The following is a 22071-nucleotide window of genomic DNA, read 5'->3' as shown; positions in this document are numbered from 1 at the left end:
GCGATCCGCATGATTCCGGCAATTCCCGCAATTCCGGCAATTCCCGCGGCGGCGGCCACGCCCGCAAGCCCGGACGCCGTCGCCGCGGCGGCGCCAACGCATCCGGCTCCCGGCCGCGCCGCCGCAGCGGCAATGCCGCCAACGCCTCCCGTTCCGGCAAGACGTCCGGCAAGAATGCCGGCAGGAATTCCGGCTCGCGCCGGCGCATCCGCGTCAACCGCGTGACCGGCCGGCGCATGGACGAGGGGCCGTACGCCATCGTCATCGGCATGATGGGCGCCGGCAAGACGCGCGTCGGCCGCGAAATGGCATCGATGCTTGGCCTGCCGTTCGCCGACGCCGACATCGAGATCGAGAAGCGGATCGGCTGCACGATTTCCGAATTCTTCGCCAGCGACGGCGAACCGGCGTTCCGCGACGTCGAACGCGACCTGATCGACGACTTCCTCGGCTCGTTCGGCGGCGTCTTCGCCCTCGGCGGCGGCGCCCCGATGACGCCGGCGGTCCAGGACTCGCTGCGCGGCTACGTCGACGGCGGCGGCAAGCTTGTCTACCTGATGGCCGATCCGGCCGAGGCGATGGAGCGCGCCAACCGCGGCGGCGGCCGCCCGATGCTCGACGGCGACGCGAACGCCCGCTGGAAGGCGCTGTACGACGTGCGCCATCCGGTGTACGCCGAACTGGCCAACGTCGTCGTGCGCACGCATGGCATGACGCCGCAGATGGCGGCAAAAAGGATGATTGACATGACCAACGAGAGAACAGTGAACGTGACCGGTGCCGGCATCGAGCCGTACGCCGTCGAGATCGGCGAGGGCATGCTCGGCCAGCTGCCGAACGTCCTGGGCGACAAGCCGGTGCGCGTGGCGCTGATCCACACGCAGTCGGTGCGCCGGCATTCCGACCGCGCCCGCACGATCCTGCGCAAGGCCGGCTACGACGTGTCCGACATCGTCATTCCGGACGCCGAACAGGGCAAGACGATCGACGTCGCCGACGGCATCTGGCAGCGGCTCGGCGACGAGGGCTTCACGCGCTCCGACGCCGTCGTCGGCCTTGGCGGCGGCGCCTGCACCGACCTTGCCGGCTTCGTCGCCGCGACGTGGATGCGCGGCGTGCGCTACGTCAACTGCCCGACGAGCCTGCTCGCGATGGTCGACGCGTCGACCGGCGGCAAGACCGGCATCAACACGCCGCAGGGCAAGAACCTCGTCGGATCGTTCTACACGCCGGCCGGCGTGCTCGCCGACCTGAGGACGCTCGCGACGCTGCCGAACGACATTTTCGTCGAGGGGCTCGGCGAGGTCGCCAAGTCTGGCTTCATCCACGATCCCGAAATCCTGGCGATCCTCGAACGCCATGCCGGCGAGCTGCGCGACTTCGACGGCGCCGACTTCCTCGGCACGCCGCTCGAGGACACCGTCGCCGAGCTCATCGAGCGCACCGTGCGTGTCAAGGCCTACCACGTGAGCAACGACCTGCGCGAGGCCGGCCTGCGCGAGTTCCTCAACTACGGCCACACGCTCGGCCACGCCATCGAGAAGCTCGAGCACTTCCGCTGGCGCCACGGCAACGCCGTCGCCGTCGGCACCGTGTTCGCCGCCGAACTGGCGAACCTGACCGGCCACCTCGATCGCGACGTCGTCGAGTACCATCGCGAACTGCTGTCGAGCCTGGGACTTCCGGTTTCCTGGGACAACGGCTCGTTCGACGACGTCGTCGCGCTGATGCACAAGGACAAGAAGGCCCGCGGCAACACGCTGCGGTTCGTCGTCCTCGACTCGATCGGCCATCCGGTCCATCTCGACAACCCGCCGATGGACGCCGTCGAGGAGGCGTTCGAACGCATCCGGCGCCCGTGAGCGCCGACGTCCGCACGGTCGCGGACAATCCGGACAGGCAATCCAGACAGGCAATCCAGCAAGGAGCAGGCACATGGTGAAGGCAATCGTCGTCAACGGACCCAACCTCGGACGGCTCGGCGTCCGTCAGCCCGACGTGTACGGCAGGCAGGACCTCGCCGAACTGACGCGGCAGTGCGAGCAGTGGGGAAGGGAATTCGGCTTCGAGGCCGTCGAGGTGCGGCAGACCGACGACGAGGCCGAGATGATCGGCTGGATGCACGAGGCAGCCGACAACGGCACGCCGGTCGTCATGAACCCGGCCGCGTTCACCCACTATTCGTACGGCCTGGCGGACGCCGCGCACATGGTCGGCGACGCCGGCCTGCCGCTGATGGAAGTGCACATCTCGAACCCGAGCGCCCGCGACGAGTTCCGCAAGCGCTCGGTCATCTCGCCGGTCGCCACCGGCACGATCACCGGCCTCGGCTTCTTTGGCTACCGGCTCGCTCTCGAGGCGATCGCCCACATCATGGGCCTGACGCCGGCCGACGACTGACGGCGCGGCTCCCCGGCGGAGGACGGGAAGCTTCCCGGACGGGCAGTCCCGCCCCTGCCGCGCCGACACATGCCGGCGGACCGTCCGGACCGCCGTCCGGCATGCGGATTGGTCCGGACGGCGGAGTTTTCGAAAAACGGGAGAAGCCGCGTGGCTTCCGTGACGCCGGCGTCGCCGTCGCGACGGGGGTGACCGCCGTCGGGACTTTTGCCAAGCGACTGTCCAGTTAGCGTCCGATCCCTTGCTTTCGGCTAAATGACGGGGGTATTGGGCTGTCGATTATCGCTCAGGTCGACTACACTGGACTAAGTGGCCATCGTGGGAGACCATGATGGATTAGGCTGTCGGCCCGCAAGACTTCGGCTTCGCCGGAACAACGCTCGCCCGCAGCACGGTAGGCGCAAGCCGAGGGGATTGCGGACCGTGGGTTCTGGTTGGGGAACTCGCGGCTTGGCAATGAAAGCCGCTAACGGGGTATTGGTTTTCAATTGAAACTGCAGACTCGCCATCCGTCATGGACGGCGGGGGTTCTCAGATTCACGGGAACGCTGCAGATGGTTGGGAGGATTCCGGCCGTCTGCGGCGATTTTTCGTATTTGGCGGCATCCTGGTATTCGGCGACGATTCTTCCGCCTGTCCCGGCGATTCGCGCGCCCGTTCTTCGTCCTGTTTCACGGTCCTCGACCTCCGGGCAGGCATCCGGACAACTGAAATCGTTTGCACAGGAAACGTACAGCATAGGTTCATGTCCGTGAAGTGACCGCATGGCAGACATCGGGAAGTGTGCTGTCGCAACGTCGTCGCGAGAGGGAAGAAAAGGCCGGAAAATGCACCGAACGCGGGAGAATTGTTCAAAATTACAAGAAAGTCGTAAAACGTTTACACCTTGGATCTGGCCGAAACTATCAAAATCGATGGTATGTTGTGTAAGCATTTTGCGGGTTTCTTGTGGATATTTTGCGTATAATGTCACACGACTTTCATGAAAACGTATGCATCGTCGATGGAGAAGAGAACCCCGATGGAAGTCGCCGGCGTGAACCCGGCGGGGAGATGCATACACCAACCACCAGGGAGGTCCGAATCTCGCCGCGTCGATGTCGACCGTCTTCACACAGTCGCGAGCGGGCCGCCCGAGAGCAACCAATGGAGGAAGGATGGGTAGATCACTATCCACTCGCACCGGTTGGCGCGCGACCGGACTGGTCGCCGCGACAGCCACGGTGCTTGCCGGCTGCATACTGGCCAACCCCGGTACCGCGCTGGCGACCGACACGCCGTCCGTCGATCCGTCGACGGCCACGACGGCGACCGACGTGCAGGTGATCGCGTTCCAGCAGACCTGGAACACGATCGCGAAGGAATGCACGAGCACCTACGGGCCCGAAGGCGTGGCCTACGTCGAGGTCTCGCCGCCCCAGGAGTCGATCCAGGGCACCCAGTGGTGGACCTCGTACCAGCCGGTCAGCTACAAGCTCGACTCGAAGCTCGGCACCGAGGACGAGTTCAAGAACATGGTGCAGACCTGTTCGGCGGCCGGAGTCGGCATCATCGCCGACGTCGTCCTCAACCAGACGACCGGCTCCGACGTCGCCGACGGCGACCAGACCGGCACCGCCGGCACCGTCTACAACGGCGAGGAGGGCACCTATCCGGGCTTCACCGGCGAGAGCGACCAGTATCCCGACGGCCTGACGTCCGCCGACTTCCACGACTACGAGAACGGCAAGTCGATCTCCGACTACACGAACCAGACCGAGGTCCAGGAGGGCCGCCTGAGCTCGATGTGGGACTTCGACTCCGAGTCCGCGAAGATCCAGGACATCCAGTCCGACTATCTCGCCAAGCTCTACGATCTCGGCGTCACCGGCTTCCGCATCGACGCGGCCAAGCACATCAACACAGACTCGCTCAAGGCCATCAAGGAGCAGATGGCCACGAAGGTTGGCGTCTCCGCCGACAGCATCTACTGGATCCAGGAGACGATCGGCAACACGTCCGAGGCCGCCGGCATCCAGCCGTACAACTACTTCCAGAACGGCACTGTCACGCAGTTCGACTACAAGGCCGACCTCAACCAGAAGTTCAAGGGCTCCATCGCGCAGCTCAAGGACCTGTCGACGAGGCTCGGCGACACGTCGTCGAACCAGTACGCCATCCCGTCCGAGGACGCCAACGTCTTCGTGACGAACTGGGACACGGCCCGCTCCGAGGGCGCCCTCACCTACAAGGACGGCGCCGTCTACCAGCTCGCCAACGCGTTCATGCTCGCCTACGACTACGGCACGCCGCGACTGCTGTCCGACTACAAGTGGGACAACTCCGACGACGGCGCCCCGGGCGCCACCGCCACGTCGGTGCCCGACGTCGACATGGACGAGGCGTGCTCGACGAACACGTCCGACTGGAACTGCGAGCAGCGCTGGACGTCCACCCGCGGCATGATCGGCTTCCATAACACCGTCAACGGCACCGAGGTCACCGACTGGCAGGACGACGGCGACAACAACATCGCGTTCTCGCGCGGCAATGTCGGCTTCGTCGCCATCAACAACACGTCGACGGACTATCAGGCCAACTACACGACGACGCTGCCCGACGGCATCTACTGCGACGTCTACGGTTCGGAGGACTGCTCGAAGACCGTGACCGTCAAGAACGGCACCATCACGACGACGATCGGCGCGATGTCGGCGATCGCCCTCGACGCCGCGGCCACCGAGGCCAGCCACGCCGACTCGTCCGTCGCCACCGACCCGTCCGACCCGACGCTCACCGTCACGAGCGACGCGACGCTGCCGGACGACACGACGATGACGGTCTACTACAAGAACCCGAACGCCTGGGACAAGGTCTACATCTACTACGGCCTCGACAACGACTGGTCCGCCGCGACGAACATCGCGATGACCGACCTCGGCAACGGGTACTGGTCGTACGACATCAAGACCGGCGGCAAGTCCGCGCAGGTCTGCTTCACCGACGGCAGCGGCAACTGGGACAACAACAACAGCGCCAACTACCAGCTCGCCGAGGGCATCACGAAGGCGACGGTCTCGGGCGTCGGGGACATCAGGTACGACGATCCGTCCCCGGCCAGCCAGCAGACGAGAATCGTCGTGCACTACAGGGCGCCATCCGACAACCAGGACCGCAAGCTGTGGATCTGGGGCACCGACGCCAGCGGCAATTCCGCCGGCAATCAGTGGTACGACTGGACCGGCGAGGACTGCTGGGGCAAGGTCGCCGAGCTGACGTTCGACGGATCGTTCAGCACGATGGGACTCATCGTCTCGACGACCGACTGGTCGAGCAAGATCGGCCAGGCCGACCGCACGCTGACGATCGGCGCCGACGGCACGGCGGAAGTCTGGATCGACGCGTCGAACTACGACGGCACCGGCGACGATCCGGCGACGCAGACGACGCAGCCGTCCGACTACTCGTGCAAGGCGTCCACCGTCGACGTGACGATCCACTACTATCGCAACGACGGCCTGTACTACAACGCCGCCGACACTTCCACGAAGATCCCGCAGTGGGACATCTGGACGTGGAACGGCAACACGAACGGCTTCTCCGCGCTGTTCTCGTCGCATGACGACTTCGGCGAGGTCGCCACGGCCACGTTCAAGAACTACAAGACCGTCGCCGGCACGACGTCCGACTTCGGCGTCATCGCCCGCTACGGCAAGGACAGCTGGACTAAGCAGACCGCCAACCTCAACATCCCGTCCGACGCGATCGTCTACGACCAGTCGACGGGCACCGCGAAGGCCGAGATCTGGCTGATGCAGGACGACGACACCGTCTACACCGCCCAGCCGTCGCAGGCGACCGTGCTGTCGACGGCCGAGATCGCGACGATGAACACGATCTCCGGCAAGTTCAGCAACACCGCCGACCTGACGGCCGACGACGTGACCGTCACCGACGCCGACGGCAAGTCCGTCGACGTGTCCGACGTCAAGGTCGACGGCACGACGATGACGATCACGACGAAGGACGACCTCGACGTCGCCGGCGCCTACACCGTCGCGACGAAGGAGAACGGCAGCGCCACGGCCACGGCCGGCGCCGTCGTCCGCACCGACGCGTTCGACAAGCAGTACGCCTATGACGGCGACGACCTCGGCGCGACCTGGTCCGCCAAGTCGACGACGTTCAAGCTGTGGGCGCCGACGGCGACCTCCGTCTCCGTCGTCTTCTACGCCGACGACACGACGGCCGACGCCGCCGAATCGTCGTCGACGCCGATGACGCAGGCCGACAACGTCTGGAGCGTGACGGTGCCCGGCGACCTTGCCGACACCGCCTACACGTACCGCGTCACGTTCGCCGACGGCACCGTCAACGATTCGCCCGACCCGTACGCGACGGCCGCCGTCGTCAACGGCAACCGCTCCGTCGTGCTGTCTGACGACGAGAAGTCGATCGACGATTTCGACCGCATGGATCCGTTCACCGGCGGGGCGGCCGACGCCGTCGTCGCCGAGACCGACATCCGCGACATCACGAAGTCGTCGACCTCCGGCGTCTCCGAGGCGAACCGCGGCAAGTATCTCGGCCTGACCGAAACCGGCACGACGAACTCGACCGGACAGTCGACCGGCCTCGACTACCTCAAGGAACTCGGCATCACGCACGTCCAGCTGCAGCCGTTCTTCGACTACGCCTCCGTCGACGAGACGAAGGCCCTCGACGACTCGAACTACAACTGGGGCTACGATCCCGAGAACTACGACGTGCCGGAAGGCTCGTACTCGTCCGACGCGACGAACCCGTCGACGCGCATCACCGAGGCCAAGGACATGATCAAGACGCTGCATGACAACGGGCTGCGCGTCATCATGGACGTCGTCTACAACCACGTCGCCGACGAGGCGACGAGCGCGTTCAACCTGACCGTGCCGGGCTACTACTTCCGCTACGACTCGAACGGCAACCTGACGTCGAACTCCGGCTGCGGCAACGACACGGCCTCCGAGCGCGCGATGATGCGCAAGTACATCGTCGACTCGGTGACCTACTGGGCGAAGAACTACAATGTCGACGGCTTCCGCTTCGACCTCATGGGACTCACGGACCTCGAGACGATGAAGGAAGTGCGCGCCGCGCTCGACAAGATCGACCCGACGATCCTGATCGTCGGTGAGGGCTGGGACATGGACACCAACAACGACAAGTCGACGATGTCCATCCAGCCGAACGCCTACGAGCTCAATACCGACGACTCGACCGTCTCGTTCTTCAACGACTCGATCCGCGACGGCCTCAAGGGCTCCGTGTTCTCGTCGACCGACACCGGCTTCGTGTCCGGCAAGGGCGACGAGGAGGAACTCATTGCGAACAACATGCTCGGCTGCCAGAACGGCGACCAGTACTCGGCGTCCGCGATGTGCTCGAACGGCAATGCCAACGTCAAGTACGCCAACTCGTCGCAGATTGTCCAGTACGCCGAGATCCACGACAACATGACGCTGTACGACAAGCTGCGCGCCTCGGTGCCGACCGACTCGGAAGAGACGACCGCCAAGCGTGCCATGCTCGCCGACTCGGCCGTCCTGCTCGCCACCGGCGTCTCCGAGATCCAGCTCGGCCAGGAATTCCTGCGCTCGAAGGGCGGCAACGACAACTCGTACAACGCCGGCGACTCCGTCAACGAACTCGACTGGGACCTGCTCGGCCAGCAGTACAACGGCGAGTCCGCCGAGTACGTCAAGGGACTCATCGCGCTGCGCAAGTCGGCGGCGGCCCTGCGGACCTCCGACTACGACGAGATCAATGCCAACTCGCGCATCCTGATGATGTCCGACGGCGTCGTCGCCTACCAGATCTCCGACGATGACGGCACCTACGTCGTCATGCTCAACGCCAACAGCACGCCGACCGACGTCGTCCAGGCGCAGGGTGGCGACTACCAGGTCCTCGTCGACGGCGACACCGTCTACGCCAAGGACACGTCCACCGGCGTCTCCGACAGCGCCACCGACGCGGCCACCTCGTCGGCGTCGACGTCCGCCGCCACCGCCGACGGCACCGTCCGCTCCGCCGCCTACGTCGTCCGCAACGGCGACGCGACGGCGACGACGACGGCGATCGCCGACACCGACTCCGCCCAGAAGACGGCCTCCACCGTCACGATCGACGACGGCGGCTCCTACACGGTGCCGGCGCTGTCCGCGACGGTCCTGTACCTGTCGAAGGCGAACGGCGGCGGCGTCAACGGCGCCAAGGTCAACAACGCCGGCGGCGTCACGACGGGCACCACGTCCGTCGAGCGCGCGGCCGAGGAAGCGGCCAACGCCCAGAAGGCCATCGTCTCGGCGCTCGCCGCGACCGGCAGCAACATTGGCCTGATCGCCGCGCTCACGGCGGCGCTGCTCGCCGGCGGCCTGGCCCTGCTCGAGGCCAGGCGCCACCGCGGCGCCCACCGCGGCTGAAGGCCAGTCGCCCGACCCGTGCGGCTGAACCGGCGAAGGCAAGGATAGGCCGGTACGGGTAGGGAGATGGTCCCCGTTGGGAGGGTGTCATGGACCCGGGCTGACAGCCCGGGTCCATGACACCCTCCCTTTTCTTTTCTTTTTCTTGATTTTTCCCGAGGTTCCGTCTACCGCGTAGCCCGACGGGGGTGGCGGAGTAGGCTTGGCGCAGGAATCGTGCAACTGCAGTCCCATATGCACACCTGCAGTTCCGCAGACAAAGGAGCGAACAGTGGTTGACAAGCAGACTTTCCCGACGATGACGCCGGCGCAGGCGGCGGCGATCGATGCCGAATACCGGTACGACGGCGACGACCTCGGCGCCGTCTGGGGCCCCGGATCGACGACGTTCAAGGTGTGGGCGCCAACGGCCAGCGAAGTCGACCTCGTCGTCTTCGACGACGACCGCGACCCGCACGCCCGCGAATCGTCCCGCATTCCGATGTCCCGGCTGACGCTCGGCGACGAGATCGCCGACGGCGTCGCCGGCGTCAACGCGCAGACCGCCATGAAGAGCGGCGTGTGGACCGTCACCGTCGACGGCAACTGCGCCGACGTCGCCTACGTCTACCGGCTCACGTTCCCCGACGGCACCGTCAACGATTCGCCCGACCCGTACGCGACGGCCACCGTCGCCAACGGACGCCGCTCCGTCGTCCTGTCCGACGAACAGCGCTCGATCGGCGACTTTCCGAGAATGGCGCCGTTCGGCGACCCGACCACCGCCGTCGTCGCCGAAACGCACATTCGCGACTTCACGAAGAGCCCGACATCCGGCGTGCCGGCCGCGCTGCGCGGCACCTACCTCGGCGTCGTCGAGCCCGGCACGACCAGCGCCGCAGGCCAGCCGACCGGGCTTGACTATTTGAAGCGGCTGGGCATCACACACCTGCAGATCCAGCCGATGTTCGACTTCGCGAGCGTCGACGAGACCGCGCCGCTGACCGACGACAACTACAACTGGGGCTACGATCCGGAAAACTACAACGTGCCGGAAGGCTCGTTCTCGACCGACGTCGCCGACCCGGCCGTGCGCATCCGCGAACTCAAGACGATGGTCAAGGGCCTGCACGACGCCGGCCTGCGCGTGATCATGGACGTCGTCTACAACCACGTCTTCGATGCCGTCCGTTCGCCGCTCGGCCTGACCGTCCCCGGCTACTATTTCCGCGCCGACGACGACGGCGTCGCGACGAACGATTCCGAATGCGGCAACGACACGGCCTCCGAACGCGCGATGATGCGCAAGTACATCGTCGACTCGGTGACGTACTGGGCGCGCGAATACCGGCTCGACGGCTTCCGCTTCGACCTGATGGGCCTGCACGATGTCGGGACGATGCAGGCCGTGCGCCGCGCGCTCGACGACATCGACCCGGGCATCCTGATCGTCGGCGAGGGCTGGGACATGTGCTCGGTGCTGCCGAAGTCCGAGATGGCCATCCAGATGAACGCCGCCGAACTGACCGACCCGTCGCACGTCGTCGGCGCCGCCTCGCCGGTCGCCGGCGGCGAGAGCCCGTCGGCCGGCGTCGGCCAGGCGCCGTCGGTCGCGTTCTTCAACGACTCGATCCGCGACGGCCTCAAGGGCCATGTCTTCTATGCCGACGAGCTCGGCTACGTGTCCGGAGAACCTGGCCTCGAGCCGCTGATCCTGCACAACATGCTCGGCTCCGGCACCGCGATGCTGGGTTCGGCCGGCGAATCCGACGCCGACTACGCGCTGCCCGGCCAGGTCGTCAACTACTGCGAGATCCACGACAACTTCACGCTGTACGACAAGCTGGAGGCGTCGGTGCCGTCCGACGACGAGGAAACGCGCGTGCGCCGCGCGATGCTCGCCGACGCCGCCGTCTTCCTCGCCGAGGGCGTCGCCGAAATGCAGGTCGGCCAGGAATTCCTGCGCACGAAGGGCGGCGACGACAACTCGTACCGTTCCGGCGACTCGGTCAACGCGCTCGACTGGGACCGCCAGGACAGGCAGCCGTACATGCAGGCGACCGACTACGTGCGCGGCCTAGTCGCGCTGCGCCGCGCCGTGCCGGCATTCCGGCTTGCGACGTACGCCGAGATCGCGAAGGCCGCGACGGTGCTGCAGGCCGCCGACGGCGTCGTCGCCTACACCGTCGCCGACCCATCCGACGGCGCCGTCTACCTCGTCGCCCTCAACGCCAACGACGGCAAGGATACGGACAAGGATACGGACGCGAAGGTCGCTGCAGACACGAGGGCCACCGGCAAGACCGCCGTCGCCAAGACGGTGGCAGACGACAACGCGCTCGCCGCCGCGAATGCCGACGGCTCGGTCGACCTGACGCTGCCGGCCACGGGGGAGTGGACGGTCCTCGTCGCCGGCGGTCACGTCGCCGACGTCGACGGCCAGCCGCTCGGCGCCGCCACCGGCACCGTCCATGTCGCCCCGCTCGACGCCGTCGTGCTGCGCCACTGAATTCAGCGCCGCTTCGGCAGGATCTCGTCAATCCACGCCGCCGGCAGCGGCTCGCACCGGCCGCCGAACGCGGCGGCCGACGCCTGGCCGGCGACCTTCGTCACGATCGCCGGCGGCACCGGAAATTCCGGCGTCGCCGAAATCAGCCGTGCCATCTGCAGGTCGTCGGCGCTGGCCGGCAACTGCACGCCGGCTTCCCGCGCCCGATCGAGAATCGCCGACCACGCGGCCAGCCAGCCGGCATTGCGGTCGTCGTCGCCCGCGCCGTCGCCGGCGGCCAGCGCCATCGCCGCCGACCAGCCGTCGATCCTGTGACGCCGCCGCATCCGGCGCACGCCGAAGACAATGCCCGTGACAAGCGCGGCCACGACAACGAGCAGTCCGGCGGCACACACGCAGGCGCCCGCCGGATGGTCACGCATCCAGTCGGCGAGCGCCGTCGTCCACGACATGTCACGCGCCGTGCCGCCGTCCGCGTCGGCCGTGTCGTCGACGTCGGCGGCGGCCTGGCTGTCGGCGGCGTCGGTTTCGTCTTCGGTCACCGTCGCGTCCGGGTCGGTCGGTTCGTCGGTGGCCGATGCGGACGCCGACGCCGACGCGGAGGAATCGTTCCCGTCGGCGGTAGTCGCCGGCGTCACGTCGAACGGCACCCAGCCGACGCCGGACACGTAGACTTCGGTCCAGGCGTGCAGCTGGTCGGACGCGACGTCGTACTCCTTGAGGAATCCCGTCGCCGACTGTCGACCTTCGCCCTGCTGCGGGGCCGGCTTGGCGATGTAGCCGAGCACCATCCTCGTCGGCAGTCCCATCGCGCGACCCAGGATGGCGAGCGCGCTCGCGTAGTGCTGGCAGTAGCCGGACTTGCGGTCGAGGAAGCTGGCGATCGTCGCCATGTTGTCGTGGGCGTTGCCGTCCGGCGTCGACAGCGAGTAGACGAAGCCGGAATCCGGGTCGGTGAAGTAGCCGACGAGATACTTGAGCGCGGCGAGCTCGGCGCTTCGAGAGCCGGCGGCAACGGCGTCGGTGTCGACGCCGGCTTTCCTGGCCGCGTCGACGACGTCGGTGACCTGCGACGGCAGCGATTCGCCGGCCGGCAGCGTCGCGTATTCGGCGCGCACGGCGGCCTCGTTGTCGTCGAGCGTGTCCCAGTAGCCGAGCGTCGAGAAGCCCGGCGCCGTCTTCAGGTAGTCGGCGATGTCGGCGAGCTGTTCGAGCTGTCCGAACGAATCGGTCGACGTGATCGGCGTCAGGTAGACGCCGTTGGCGACGTAGCGCTGGCCGCGGAACGTCGTGCTGTCGGTGTTGTAGACGGTGCCGTCGGTGTGCGATTTCCAGCCGTCGAGGTCGTTGCCGTTCGCGGAGGTCCGGTTCTCGACGGTCGACTGGCTCTCGCCGGTGGATTCGACGGTGATGTCGACGTCCGCGTCGTCGGTTTCCCCGGTGGTCGCGTCGAGGTATCCCTGGTCGCCGGTATCGGTGCCGGTCGCGGCGTCGCCGGTCCTGCGTGCGCCGGACTGCAGGGTCAGCGGGAAGCCGGCAACGGGCAGGAATCGCGACTCGAGGTTCGTGATGAACAGTTCGGGCTCGACGACAAGGTCGTCGAGCGTGTCGATGGCGGCTCGCGACGTCGAGTCGTCGACGGTCAGCGGACTGGACTGGTCGGCGGCGTAGGAGGAGGAGACGGTGCGCCAGGCGGAGGCGTCGACGAGCTCGGTGACGTACCAGACGACGGGATTGACGGTGGCGTCGCCGTCCCCGTCGCTCTCGTCGGTCGACTGTCCGCTGGCGAACGCCGCCGACCCGTACAGGTCGGCCGTGCCGGCGAGCGACTCGTCGAACGACCACACGTCGCCGTCGAAGTCGGACAGCGTCGTCATTCGCAGGTACAGCGTCGTGCTCCAGTCGTACGACAGCATCGTCGACGACGATCCCTCCGCCAGCGTGCGGCGCAGGTCGACAAGCGGGTTGACGGTGTTCGACGACAGCAGTCCCGTCGTCGGGTTCGCCGTCAGCGGGAACGATTCGGCCAGCGTGATCGCCGACGGCGTCAGCGACACCGTCAGCCCGGCGGCCGCCAGCGTCGCGACGAGCGGCAGCGGCACTGTCCGCGCGACGGCGACAGCGGCCCGCCGCGCGGCACCGGTCGTTGAAACCGGCAACGATTCGCCCGACCTGCCGGGCGCGGACGAGGACGGCACGCGACGGAACGATTCGCGCCGCACGGCGCCGGCGACCGGCGTGGCCGTCGTCACGAGGGCGACGACGAGCGAAGCCGCCCAGCCGGCCAGTACCGTCCACGACGGCGTGACCGGCACGAACGACGCGGCCACCCCGAACAGCGCGCCGGCCACCGTCACCAGTACCGGCACGGCGCGGCGGCCGAACGCGAGAATCCAGCGCACGAGCACGAGGACAAACAGCACGGCGACGAGGACGACGAGGTCGGCGCCGGCGCCCGAAACGGTCACCGGCGGCAGCTGGCGGCCCAGCGCGGCGACGCCGAGCCTGAAGTCGGCGACGGCGAGCCGGTACCACGGCATGCCGGCCAGCGCCCGTGACGCCGGCGACGAGGCCGACATCGTCGTCGTCGACAGCACGTCCGCGTGCACGGCCACCGCGGCGAAACCGGCGGCGCCGAGCACGAGCACGACGGTCGTGACCAGTGCCCGCACGTTATCCGACAGCGGATGGCGGCGCAACGGCACGGCCGTCATGACGGCGATCCACGCGAGACCGGCAACGGCATACACCGTCCACAGGCCGGGGCGGACGACGTTCGTCAGCGTTGCCGCCGGCAGCACGATGCCGGCGAACAGCGCGACGGACGAGAGGACGTGACGGATAACGGATACCGGGGCGCAACAGGGCAGAGCCAGAGCGGAAGCCGCAGTGGGGGAGGACGATGCGGATGCCGTCTTCCTCGCGGCGCGACGGACCGACGCGATACCCGAAGCACGGAAGCGGACGGTGAGCAGCGGTGGCGTGCCGGCCGCGCGCTGCGCCGCGATGTCGGCACCGGACGGACGCCAGACCGTCACGGTGCCTCCCAGCCGGCGCTTCAGCGCGGCGACGACACCGTCGATTTCCCGGCGGGAGGCCGACGTGGCGGACGGTTCGAGGGCGGCCAGCAGCCGCAACCGTCCGGCCGGCGTCGCCGCGACATGGACGCCATCGGTCACGACGATCCTCGTCGGCTGTCGTCCGGCGGCATGCGGGTCCCGCGGGGAGGCAAGTTCGGGAAACGCCGCGAACACGGCGGCCACGGCATGGTCGAGCGGGGAGGAATCGTGTGCCGTCGTCGGATGCGCGGCACCGGAACCGCCGTCGTCGCCGGCTCCCGTGGCCGGGTCGACGACGACGAGCACGGTGCGCCGCTCGTCGCGTTCGGTCAGCTTCGTCATCAGCTCGCCGGTACGCGCCGAATGCCGCCACGCGATCGCATGTGGCGTATCTCCCGGCATGTACTCGCGAATCTGGCCCGAACGCTCGTCGGACATTCCGGTCTTGCTGCCCGGACGGGCCTCCGTCGGCGCCGGCCGGCCGGTCCCGTCCGGCACGACCCCGAATTCGGTGTCCGAACGCAGCACCGTGCGCACGAACACCAGGCCGAACAGGCCACGCCAGCTCGCCTCGTGCGCGACCAGGCGGAACAGGCCGCGACGACGCGGCAACCTCACGTCGTCGTCCAGCGCCGACGACACCGCACCCTGCAGCCGTTCGACGACGGCGCCGTCCTCGTCGATCCGGTCGACGTCGGCGACAAGCCGCACGGCCGGCGGGGCGAGCATCGTCCAGACCGAAACCCCGGATGCAGTCGAAGAAGCGGCATCGTTCCCGCGACGCCGCCGACGATGCTTCCGGCGACGATTCGCCGGACAGACCATCCGCAGCGCCACGAACTGGACAAGCGAACACATGACGGCAAGCACGCAGACCGTCGACAGCGCCACCGCAACGGCAACCGGACCACGACTGCGCAGCCACAGCGCCGCCGCCCACGCCGCCGCCGTCGCCAGCAGCATCAGCCAGCCGCCGACCGTCGGCCGGAACACGCCATGCCGATGGCGTCGCGGAGGGCGCTGCCGGCGCTCGCGGCGCGGGCCGTCCGCCCGGCTCATGTCGCCCTCGGCGGCCGCACGTCGGCGACGACGGCCGACACGAGATCCTGCTGCATTGTCCTCGTGTCGCCGGCGGAGCCGACGGCGTCCGCCGCGACGGCGAGACGGTGGGCGAGGGCCGGCACGGCCAGCTCGCGCACATCCTCCGGCAGCACGTAGTCGCGCCCGTGGAACAGGGCCCGGGCGCGCGCCAGCGACGCGAGCTGCAGCGACGCGCGCGGCGACGCGCCGAACCTGATCGACGGATCGTGCCGGGTGGCGTCGGCGATGTCGACGATATAGCCGGCGACGGCCTCGCCGAGCGTGACGGCGCGGGCCGCCCGCTGGATGGCGCTCATCTGCGCCGTCGTGCACACCGGTTCGAGCGTGGCCGTCGGATCACCGCGATGCTCGGCGACGGCCGCCGTGCCGGTCTCGACGATCATCCTGATCTCGCGGCTGCGCGTCGGATAGCCGAAGCTCGTCCTGGCCATGAACCGGTCGAGCTGCGCCTCCGGAAGCGGATAGGTGCCTTCCATCTCGACGGGATTCTGCGTGGCGATGACGAAGAACGGATCCGGCAGCGGATAGGTGACGCCGTCGACGCTGACATGGCGTTCGCCCATCGCCTCCAGCAGCGCCGCCTGTGTCTTCGGATTGGCGCGGTTGATCTCGTCGGCGATGACGATGTTCGCGAACACGGGGCCCGGATGGAAATCGAACGCCTGCGTCTTCGGCGAGAAGACGCTCATGCCGGTGATGTCGCCAGGCAGCATGTCGGCCGTGAACTGGATGCGGTGCATGTCGCCGCCGATCGCCCTGGCCAGCGCCTTCGCCAGCGTCGTCTTGCCGACGCCCGGCACGTCCTCGAGCAGCAGGTCGCCGCCGGCCGCCAGCGTGACGACGGCGAGCTCGAGCGATTCCGCCGGACAGCTCAGCACGTCGTGCAGCTTGTCGTACAGGGCGCGTAACCGGTCGCCGGGCGACACCGGGCCGTCGCCGGCTGCGGCGTGCGTGGTGGAAGCGGGAGAGTCGTGGCCGGCGTCGTTGTCGGCGGCATGAAACAGCGAGCTCATCGTCATCGGTCTCTTTCTTGACGGGATCAACAGGCAAGTTGTCCGGATACGTCTATCCTAGCCTTCGATCCGCGTTGCCGGGCCGCGAACGGATTCCAATGAGATGTCGAGACACGCGGGGCGTCACCGTCGACGTGCAATTGGCGCATATTGGCGGAAGATTGCTGGGAGAATGCTGGGAAAACACGGGGGAATCGTTGCCGAAACCCTCACCGTTTCCAGACACACCGCGTCCGAACGCGATGATACGATGAAGTTCCATGGTTAGAAGAACACATGGCAATTCCCAAGAGCACGTTACCAAGCACATTTTCGTGACCGGTGGCGTGGTGTCGTCCCTCGGAAAAGGCCTGACGGCGTCCTCTCTCGGCCGTCTGCTGCGTAGCCGCGGCATCAGGGTGCTCCAGCAGAAGCTCGACCCCTACATCAACGTCGATCCCGGCACGATGAACCCGTTCCAGCACGGCGAAGTCTACGTCACCGAGGACGGCGCGGAGACCGATCTCGACATCGGCCACTACGAGCGCTTCCTCGATGTGTTCCTGAGCCAGAAGGCCAACGTCACCACCGGCCAGATCTACCAGGAAGTCCTGCGCAAGGAACGCGCCGGCGAATACCTCGGCCAGTGCGTCCAGGTCATTCCTCACATCACCAACGAAATCAAGTCGCGCATGCGCGCCCAGGCGGCCGACGACGTCGATGTCATCATCACCGAGATCGGCGGCACCGTCGGCGACATCGAGTCGCAGCCGTTCCTCGAGGCCGCCCGCGAAGTCCGCCGCGAACTCGGCCCGGAGAACTGCATGTTCGTGCACGTCTCCCTCGTGCCGTACATCGCCGCCGCCCACGAGCTCAAGACGAAGCCTACCCAGCACTCCGTCATGATGCTGCGCCAGCTCGGCATCACGCCGGACGCGCTCGTGCTGCGCTCCGACCGTCCGCTCGGCCAGTCCATCAAGGACAAGATCTCGCTGATGTGCGACGTCGACTCCGAAGGCGTCGTCAACTGCGTGGACGCCCCGAGCATCTACGACGTGCCGAAGATCCTGTTCGACGAGGGTCTCGACGCCTACGTCGTGCGCGAGCTCGGCTTCCCGTTCCACGACGTCGACTGGGACGAGTGGGAGGACCTGCTGGAGCGTGTCCACCACCCGAAGCACGAGGTCAACGTCGCGATCGTCGGCAAGTACATCGACCTGCCGGACGCCTACCTGTCCGTCACCGAGGCCATCAAGGCCGGCGGCTTCGGCAACTTCGCGAAGGTCAACGTCAAGTGGGTCGCCGCGGACCTGTGCGAGACCGAGGAAGGCGCGGCCGCCGCGCTCGACCAGGTCGACGGCATCGTCATCCCGGGCGGCTTCGGCATCCGCGGCATCGAGGGCAAGATCGGCGCGCTGCGCTTCGCCCGCGAGCACAAGCTGCCGGCGCTGGGCCTGTGTCTCGGCCTGCAGTCGATGGTCATCGAATACGCCCGCGACGTCCTCGGCATCGAGAACGCCGGCTCCACCGAATTCGAGCCGGACTGCCCGGCCCCGGTCATCGCCACGATGGAGGAGCAGAAGGACATCGTCGCCGGCAAGGGCGACATGGGTCACACGATGCGCCTCGGCTCCTACCCGGCCGAGCTCGAGGAAGGCTCGATCGTCGCCGAGCTGTACGGCACGACGCACGTCACCGAGCGTCACCGTCACCGTTACGAGGTGAATGTCGCGTACAAGGACATGCTGCGCGAAGGCGGCCTCGTCATTTCCGGCCAAAGCCCGGACGGCGAGCTCACCGAGTTCGTCGAGCTGCCGCGCGAGGTGCACCCGTTCTATGTCGCCACGCAGGCCCACCCGGAGTTCAAGTCCCGCCCGACGAAGCCGCACCCGCTGTTCGAGGGCCTCGTCAAGGCTTCCCTCGACCACCAGGCCGCCCGCACGTCCTCCCGCGTCGAGGACTGATCCGGCAAGCAGCGTGAGATCGTGACCGTCCCGAACGGTCGATAATCGCAAGGGCCCGCATCCCGTCAGGAATGCGGGCCCTCTTGTGTGCCATCAGGTCAGCGGGGAGCGGCTGCCATTCGAACAGCTGGGGAAAACCGGACGGGTTACGCACTACCATGTCTGTCGTCGAGCCGGCACGGAGCGTCGGCATGACATGACCGACAGGAGTTGCGCATGGGATGGAGTGTCGACAGTCGCACGATTTTCCGATACTGTTCCGACAGCATCGACAATGACTTGCTGGTGTCGCAAACGTTCAGAGAAAACGATTCGTTCATCACGGTCCCGAAGAACGCGGTATGGGGCGGCGCCATTGATCCCGCACAGGCAAGGCGACTCTTTACTCGCAATGACAGTGCCGAAGGCATCGATGTAGTCCTGGCATGGATCGTTCTGACTTATCCCGACGACAGACTCGATCCCGAGGCCCTGATGCTGGTTCCGGCCCGGCTTAATCGACGCGGCCAGCTGTCCATTGATACGAGAAGCGACGGGCCGTGGATTCCAAGGAAATACCTCGCCGATCTTCATGGGCGGCAAGTAACGAGACCATATTGTGTCGGTACCTTTTCGTCATTCCGCCAGCATCGCCACCCGTACAGGCCGAACAGGAACCGAACCAAGGATGAACAGTGGAGAGATTATCTCAATTCGGCCAATCGGCTCTACGGGAATGTTGCGAACGATTACGCCAATGTCCCGGCCAATGGCATGTCCGCCACTCAGCCCGTTCGGTTCAAGAACACGTGGGAACCGTGCTTCATTGCCCGCAATCCCGTCATCAAGAGTTACGGTCAGATGAAGAATATCTACGACGAGTGCGAGCATGTCGGCAATCTTCCATTGCTTAAAACCATGGTGGAAGACAACAGACGAATTATGTCCCAGGTTCCCGCGGAGGATTTCAATCAGCAGCCATTCGACCACGCCATCGTCGACCGGATGAGGGCATGCCGTGGCTGTGCCGCATCACGGTACGCGCCGAGTCTTTCCCAGCGCGTGGCGATTCATCACTACACCGAATTGCGCACCGGAGACGTGCTTGCCGTGAGCGGCCCTCCCGGAACCGGCAAGACTGCCTCCATCCAGAACATGATCGCCCACGAAATCGTCACGGCAGCGCTCGGCGGCGCCGACCATGCACCCGTCATCGTGGGCACGTCGACGAACAACCAGGCCGTCACCAACCTCATTGACGCCTTCGCCACTATCGCCAAGGACAACACGGGACTCCTCGACCACCGCTGGATTCCACAGGCCACTGCAAATGGCATGGGAGAAGGCGTGTTGTCCGGGATCGGCGTCTACCTGCCGGCCAATGGCAAATGGTCGCAGTCCGTCAGCAAGGAACTACCATGCGAACGGAGGCAGGGCGAAGGATTATATCTTCAATATTCGAATAAGAACTACGTCGACAGCGCGCTTCCTCTTTTTCTCGAAAAAGCCGAACAGCTCCTGACCCTGAGCGGACAAGTTTTTCTTTTCCCCGAGGATAAGGACGAAGGCGCACGCCAGCTTCGCCTGCAACTGACCGACTTGCTCAGGCGTCTCGATTCCCAGCGAATGGCACTCATCGATGCGGTTGAACGTGAGTCGACGCCATTCCCGTCGTCGTTCATTGGCAGGTGCATCCGATGGTGGCGGCAACGGAAGGCATCATGCGAAACGGTAATCCGTAACATTCGCGAGCTCGGCATTCTCGATGCTGAACAGCTCGATGTGCTCGAGCACTGGGAGGATTCGAAGAGCAAAGATGGCTGGCAACATGAAGATAGTCCACTACCGATCGGCGAGCGCATGCGGCGTCTTGACGAGGCATTGGACACCACGGTGCGTTTTTGCGAATTCTGGCTGGCCGTGCATATTTTCGAAGCCCGATGGTTCGAAGATTGCAAGGCCGATGCCATTCTCGGCACCGTCGATCACGACAAGAACCTCCCGACAGTCAATGATCGGTACTGGGGCCAACTCGCGAACCTGACACCCGTCATGGTCATGACCACAGCAAAGCTGGCGGATAATTTCACTGCCTCGTCGGAAACGTCAGGCGGCCGTCGACAGAACGTGCATCCCGATTTTCAGCGAATCGACATGCTCGTTGTCGACGAGGCTGGACAGGTCGACACTACAAAAGCGCTTGGCGCATTCGCGCTCGCAAAGAAGGCCGTCGTGGCTGGCGACGTCAAGCAGCTTGACCCGGTCTGGTCATGCGAGCCCGATCTCGACAACGAGTATTCGTCATCCAGCGGCGTGGATGAAACACTGTGGCAGCATATGGAGGATATCGGGCTCACCGCGTCGCGGCCATCGAGCATCCTGCGTCTGGCAGGCAGCAGGACACGATGGAAAACGATGACGGATGTCAAGAACTCCGAAGGGGATACCGCTCCGGGACTCTTCCTGGCTGAGCATTACCGCTGCATGCCGGAAATAATCGAGTACTGCAACGAGCTGTCATATGACAGCAATCTGGTGTCATGCAGGAAAACAGACAAAGAACAAGACAGCAATGGCGTGCCGGTCGCCAAGCCGCTGTCATACGTGCTTGTTCCCGGCTCGCGGTCGGAGCGAGTGGGGACAAGTCGCAAGAACAAGGCGGAAGCCGAAGCGATCGTCGACTGGATTAACGCTCATGGCGAGGACATTCTTCGTCGATACGAATCAGACGACGTCAAGGCCCTGGCAGACTGTCTGGCCATCGTGACGCCGTTCGAAGCGCAGGAGCGCATGCTTCTTGACACCGTGCGACAACGATGTTTCCTCCGCCGCGGACAACTGGGAAACCTCAGGATTGGCACGGCCCACAAGATGCAAGGTGCAGAATGCCCGATCGTGCTGTATTCGTCGGTCTATGGACAGGAAAGCGATCAGGCCTGGTTCGTAGAGCAGCACCCCAACCTGATGAACGTCGCCGTGTCCCGTGCGAAGGACGCGTTCGTTATGTTTTGTGCGCCGCGGCGACTGCAGGATACTCGCCGCGTGATGTCGATGTTCTTCAGGCATGCCAAAGAGCAGACGAACGTTGACGAACGGGAGTGCGTTAAGGAAATCTCTATTGACGGTCCTCTCGTCGTTTCCCGCAATGGAGCCCAGCGCACAGTGTTTGGAATTCCCGTCCTCTCATGGAAAGAATCCTTGGAGAGCGGAGGCTGCTCGCTGTCAGCTCGGCTGAAGGAACTTGCCCGTGATTCGGATTTCCCGCCTTTCCTTGATGCCGAGGCCGCGAACAAGATTCTCGAGGATAATGGCTATATCCGGAAGGCTTACCGGGACGGTGTCAAGCATTGGCTGTGCACACCGCTTGGCTATCGCAACGGCATTCTCCAGACCATATATGACGGAAACAAGCTGCGCTGTGCCTATCTGGAGGAAGCCAAGGCAATGCTCGGACCGGTGCTTGCCCGGGGAAAACGGCTCTCCTCGTTCCGTGTTTCGCCTGTCGACGACGCCGTCGGCATGCCCCCGACGCGGCCGGGGAGCGAAACGGATTCTCAATTCTTTCTATGAAAATCCTGTTAAGTCCGGGTTGCAGGCATTGGTTTGGGCGAGGGAGCGGTGCATAATTGAAGGGTTTTACGACAG

At 65.8% G+C, this 22071-nt stretch carries 8 protein-coding genes; 6 read left to right on the top strand and 2 right to left on the bottom strand.

Translation table 11 applies throughout. The features are described 5' to 3' along the window. The first annotated feature begins 236 nt into the window (after positions 1-236). The 4 genes from F6S87_RS01195 (at position 237) to F6S87_RS01180 (ending at position 11331) form a co-directional block, all read left to right on the top strand. On the top strand, positions 237-1862 hold the full coding sequence (locus tag F6S87_RS01195) for a bifunctional shikimate kinase/3-dehydroquinate synthase (protein ID WP_163227523.1): 1626 nt from the start codon (positions 237-239) through the stop codon (positions 1860-1862). Between the two features lie 73 nt (positions 1863-1935). Next, entirely contained in the window at positions 1936-2400 is a 465-nt protein-coding gene (locus tag F6S87_RS01190) for a type II 3-dehydroquinate dehydratase (RefSeq protein WP_163226850.1), read from the top strand. Positions 2401-3557: 1157 nt separating this feature from the next. Further along, positions 3558-8843 carry a type I pullulanase gene (gene pulA / locus F6S87_RS01185; RefSeq protein ID WP_163226849.1) on the top strand — a complete coding sequence of 1762 codons (5286 nt, stop codon included), beginning with the start codon at positions 3558-3560 and terminating at the stop codon, positions 8841-8843. Between the two features lie 271 nt (positions 8844-9114). After that, positions 9115-11331, top strand: coding sequence for an alpha-amylase family glycosyl hydrolase (locus F6S87_RS01180; RefSeq protein ID WP_331270741.1), 2217 nt, complete (start codon positions 9115-9117; stop codon positions 11329-11331). Positions 11332-11333: 2 nt separating this feature from the next. Here F6S87_RS01180 and F6S87_RS01175 read toward each other — a convergent pair whose 3' ends face one another. Both F6S87_RS01175 and F6S87_RS01170 read right to left on the bottom strand, forming a co-directional pair. Next, entirely contained in the window at positions 11334-15449 is a 4116-nt protein-coding gene (locus F6S87_RS01175; protein ID WP_163226848.1) for a transglutaminaseTgpA domain-containing protein, read from the bottom strand. Further along, a complete protein-coding gene (locus F6S87_RS01170; protein WP_163226847.1) occupies positions 15446-16510 on the bottom strand; it encodes an AAA family ATPase in 1065 nt (354 codons plus the stop codon). The genes F6S87_RS01175 and F6S87_RS01170 overlap by 4 nt, the downstream gene beginning before the upstream one ends. A 254-nt stretch (positions 16511-16764) precedes the next feature. Here F6S87_RS01170 and F6S87_RS01165 point away from each other — a divergent pair, with 254 nt between their 5' ends. Both F6S87_RS01165 and F6S87_RS01160 read left to right on the top strand, forming a co-directional pair. Further along, complete coding sequence (locus tag F6S87_RS01165; RefSeq protein WP_163226846.1) at positions 16765-18447, top strand: CTP synthase; 1683 nt, start codon at positions 16765-16767, stop codon at positions 18445-18447. A gap of 216 nt (positions 18448-18663) precedes the next feature. Then, positions 18664-21996 carry a DEAD/DEAH box helicase gene (locus F6S87_RS01160; RefSeq protein ID WP_163226845.1) on the top strand — a complete coding sequence of 1111 codons (3333 nt, stop codon included), beginning with the start codon at positions 18664-18666 and terminating at the stop codon, positions 21994-21996. Positions 21997-22071 lie beyond the last annotated feature (75 nt).

This window comes from Bifidobacterium choloepi, from assembly GCF_010667615.1.
Taxonomy (GTDB): domain Bacteria; phylum Actinomycetota; class Actinomycetes; order Actinomycetales; family Bifidobacteriaceae; genus Bifidobacterium; species Bifidobacterium choloepi.
This window is presented reverse-complemented; position numbering and strand designations above follow the sequence as displayed.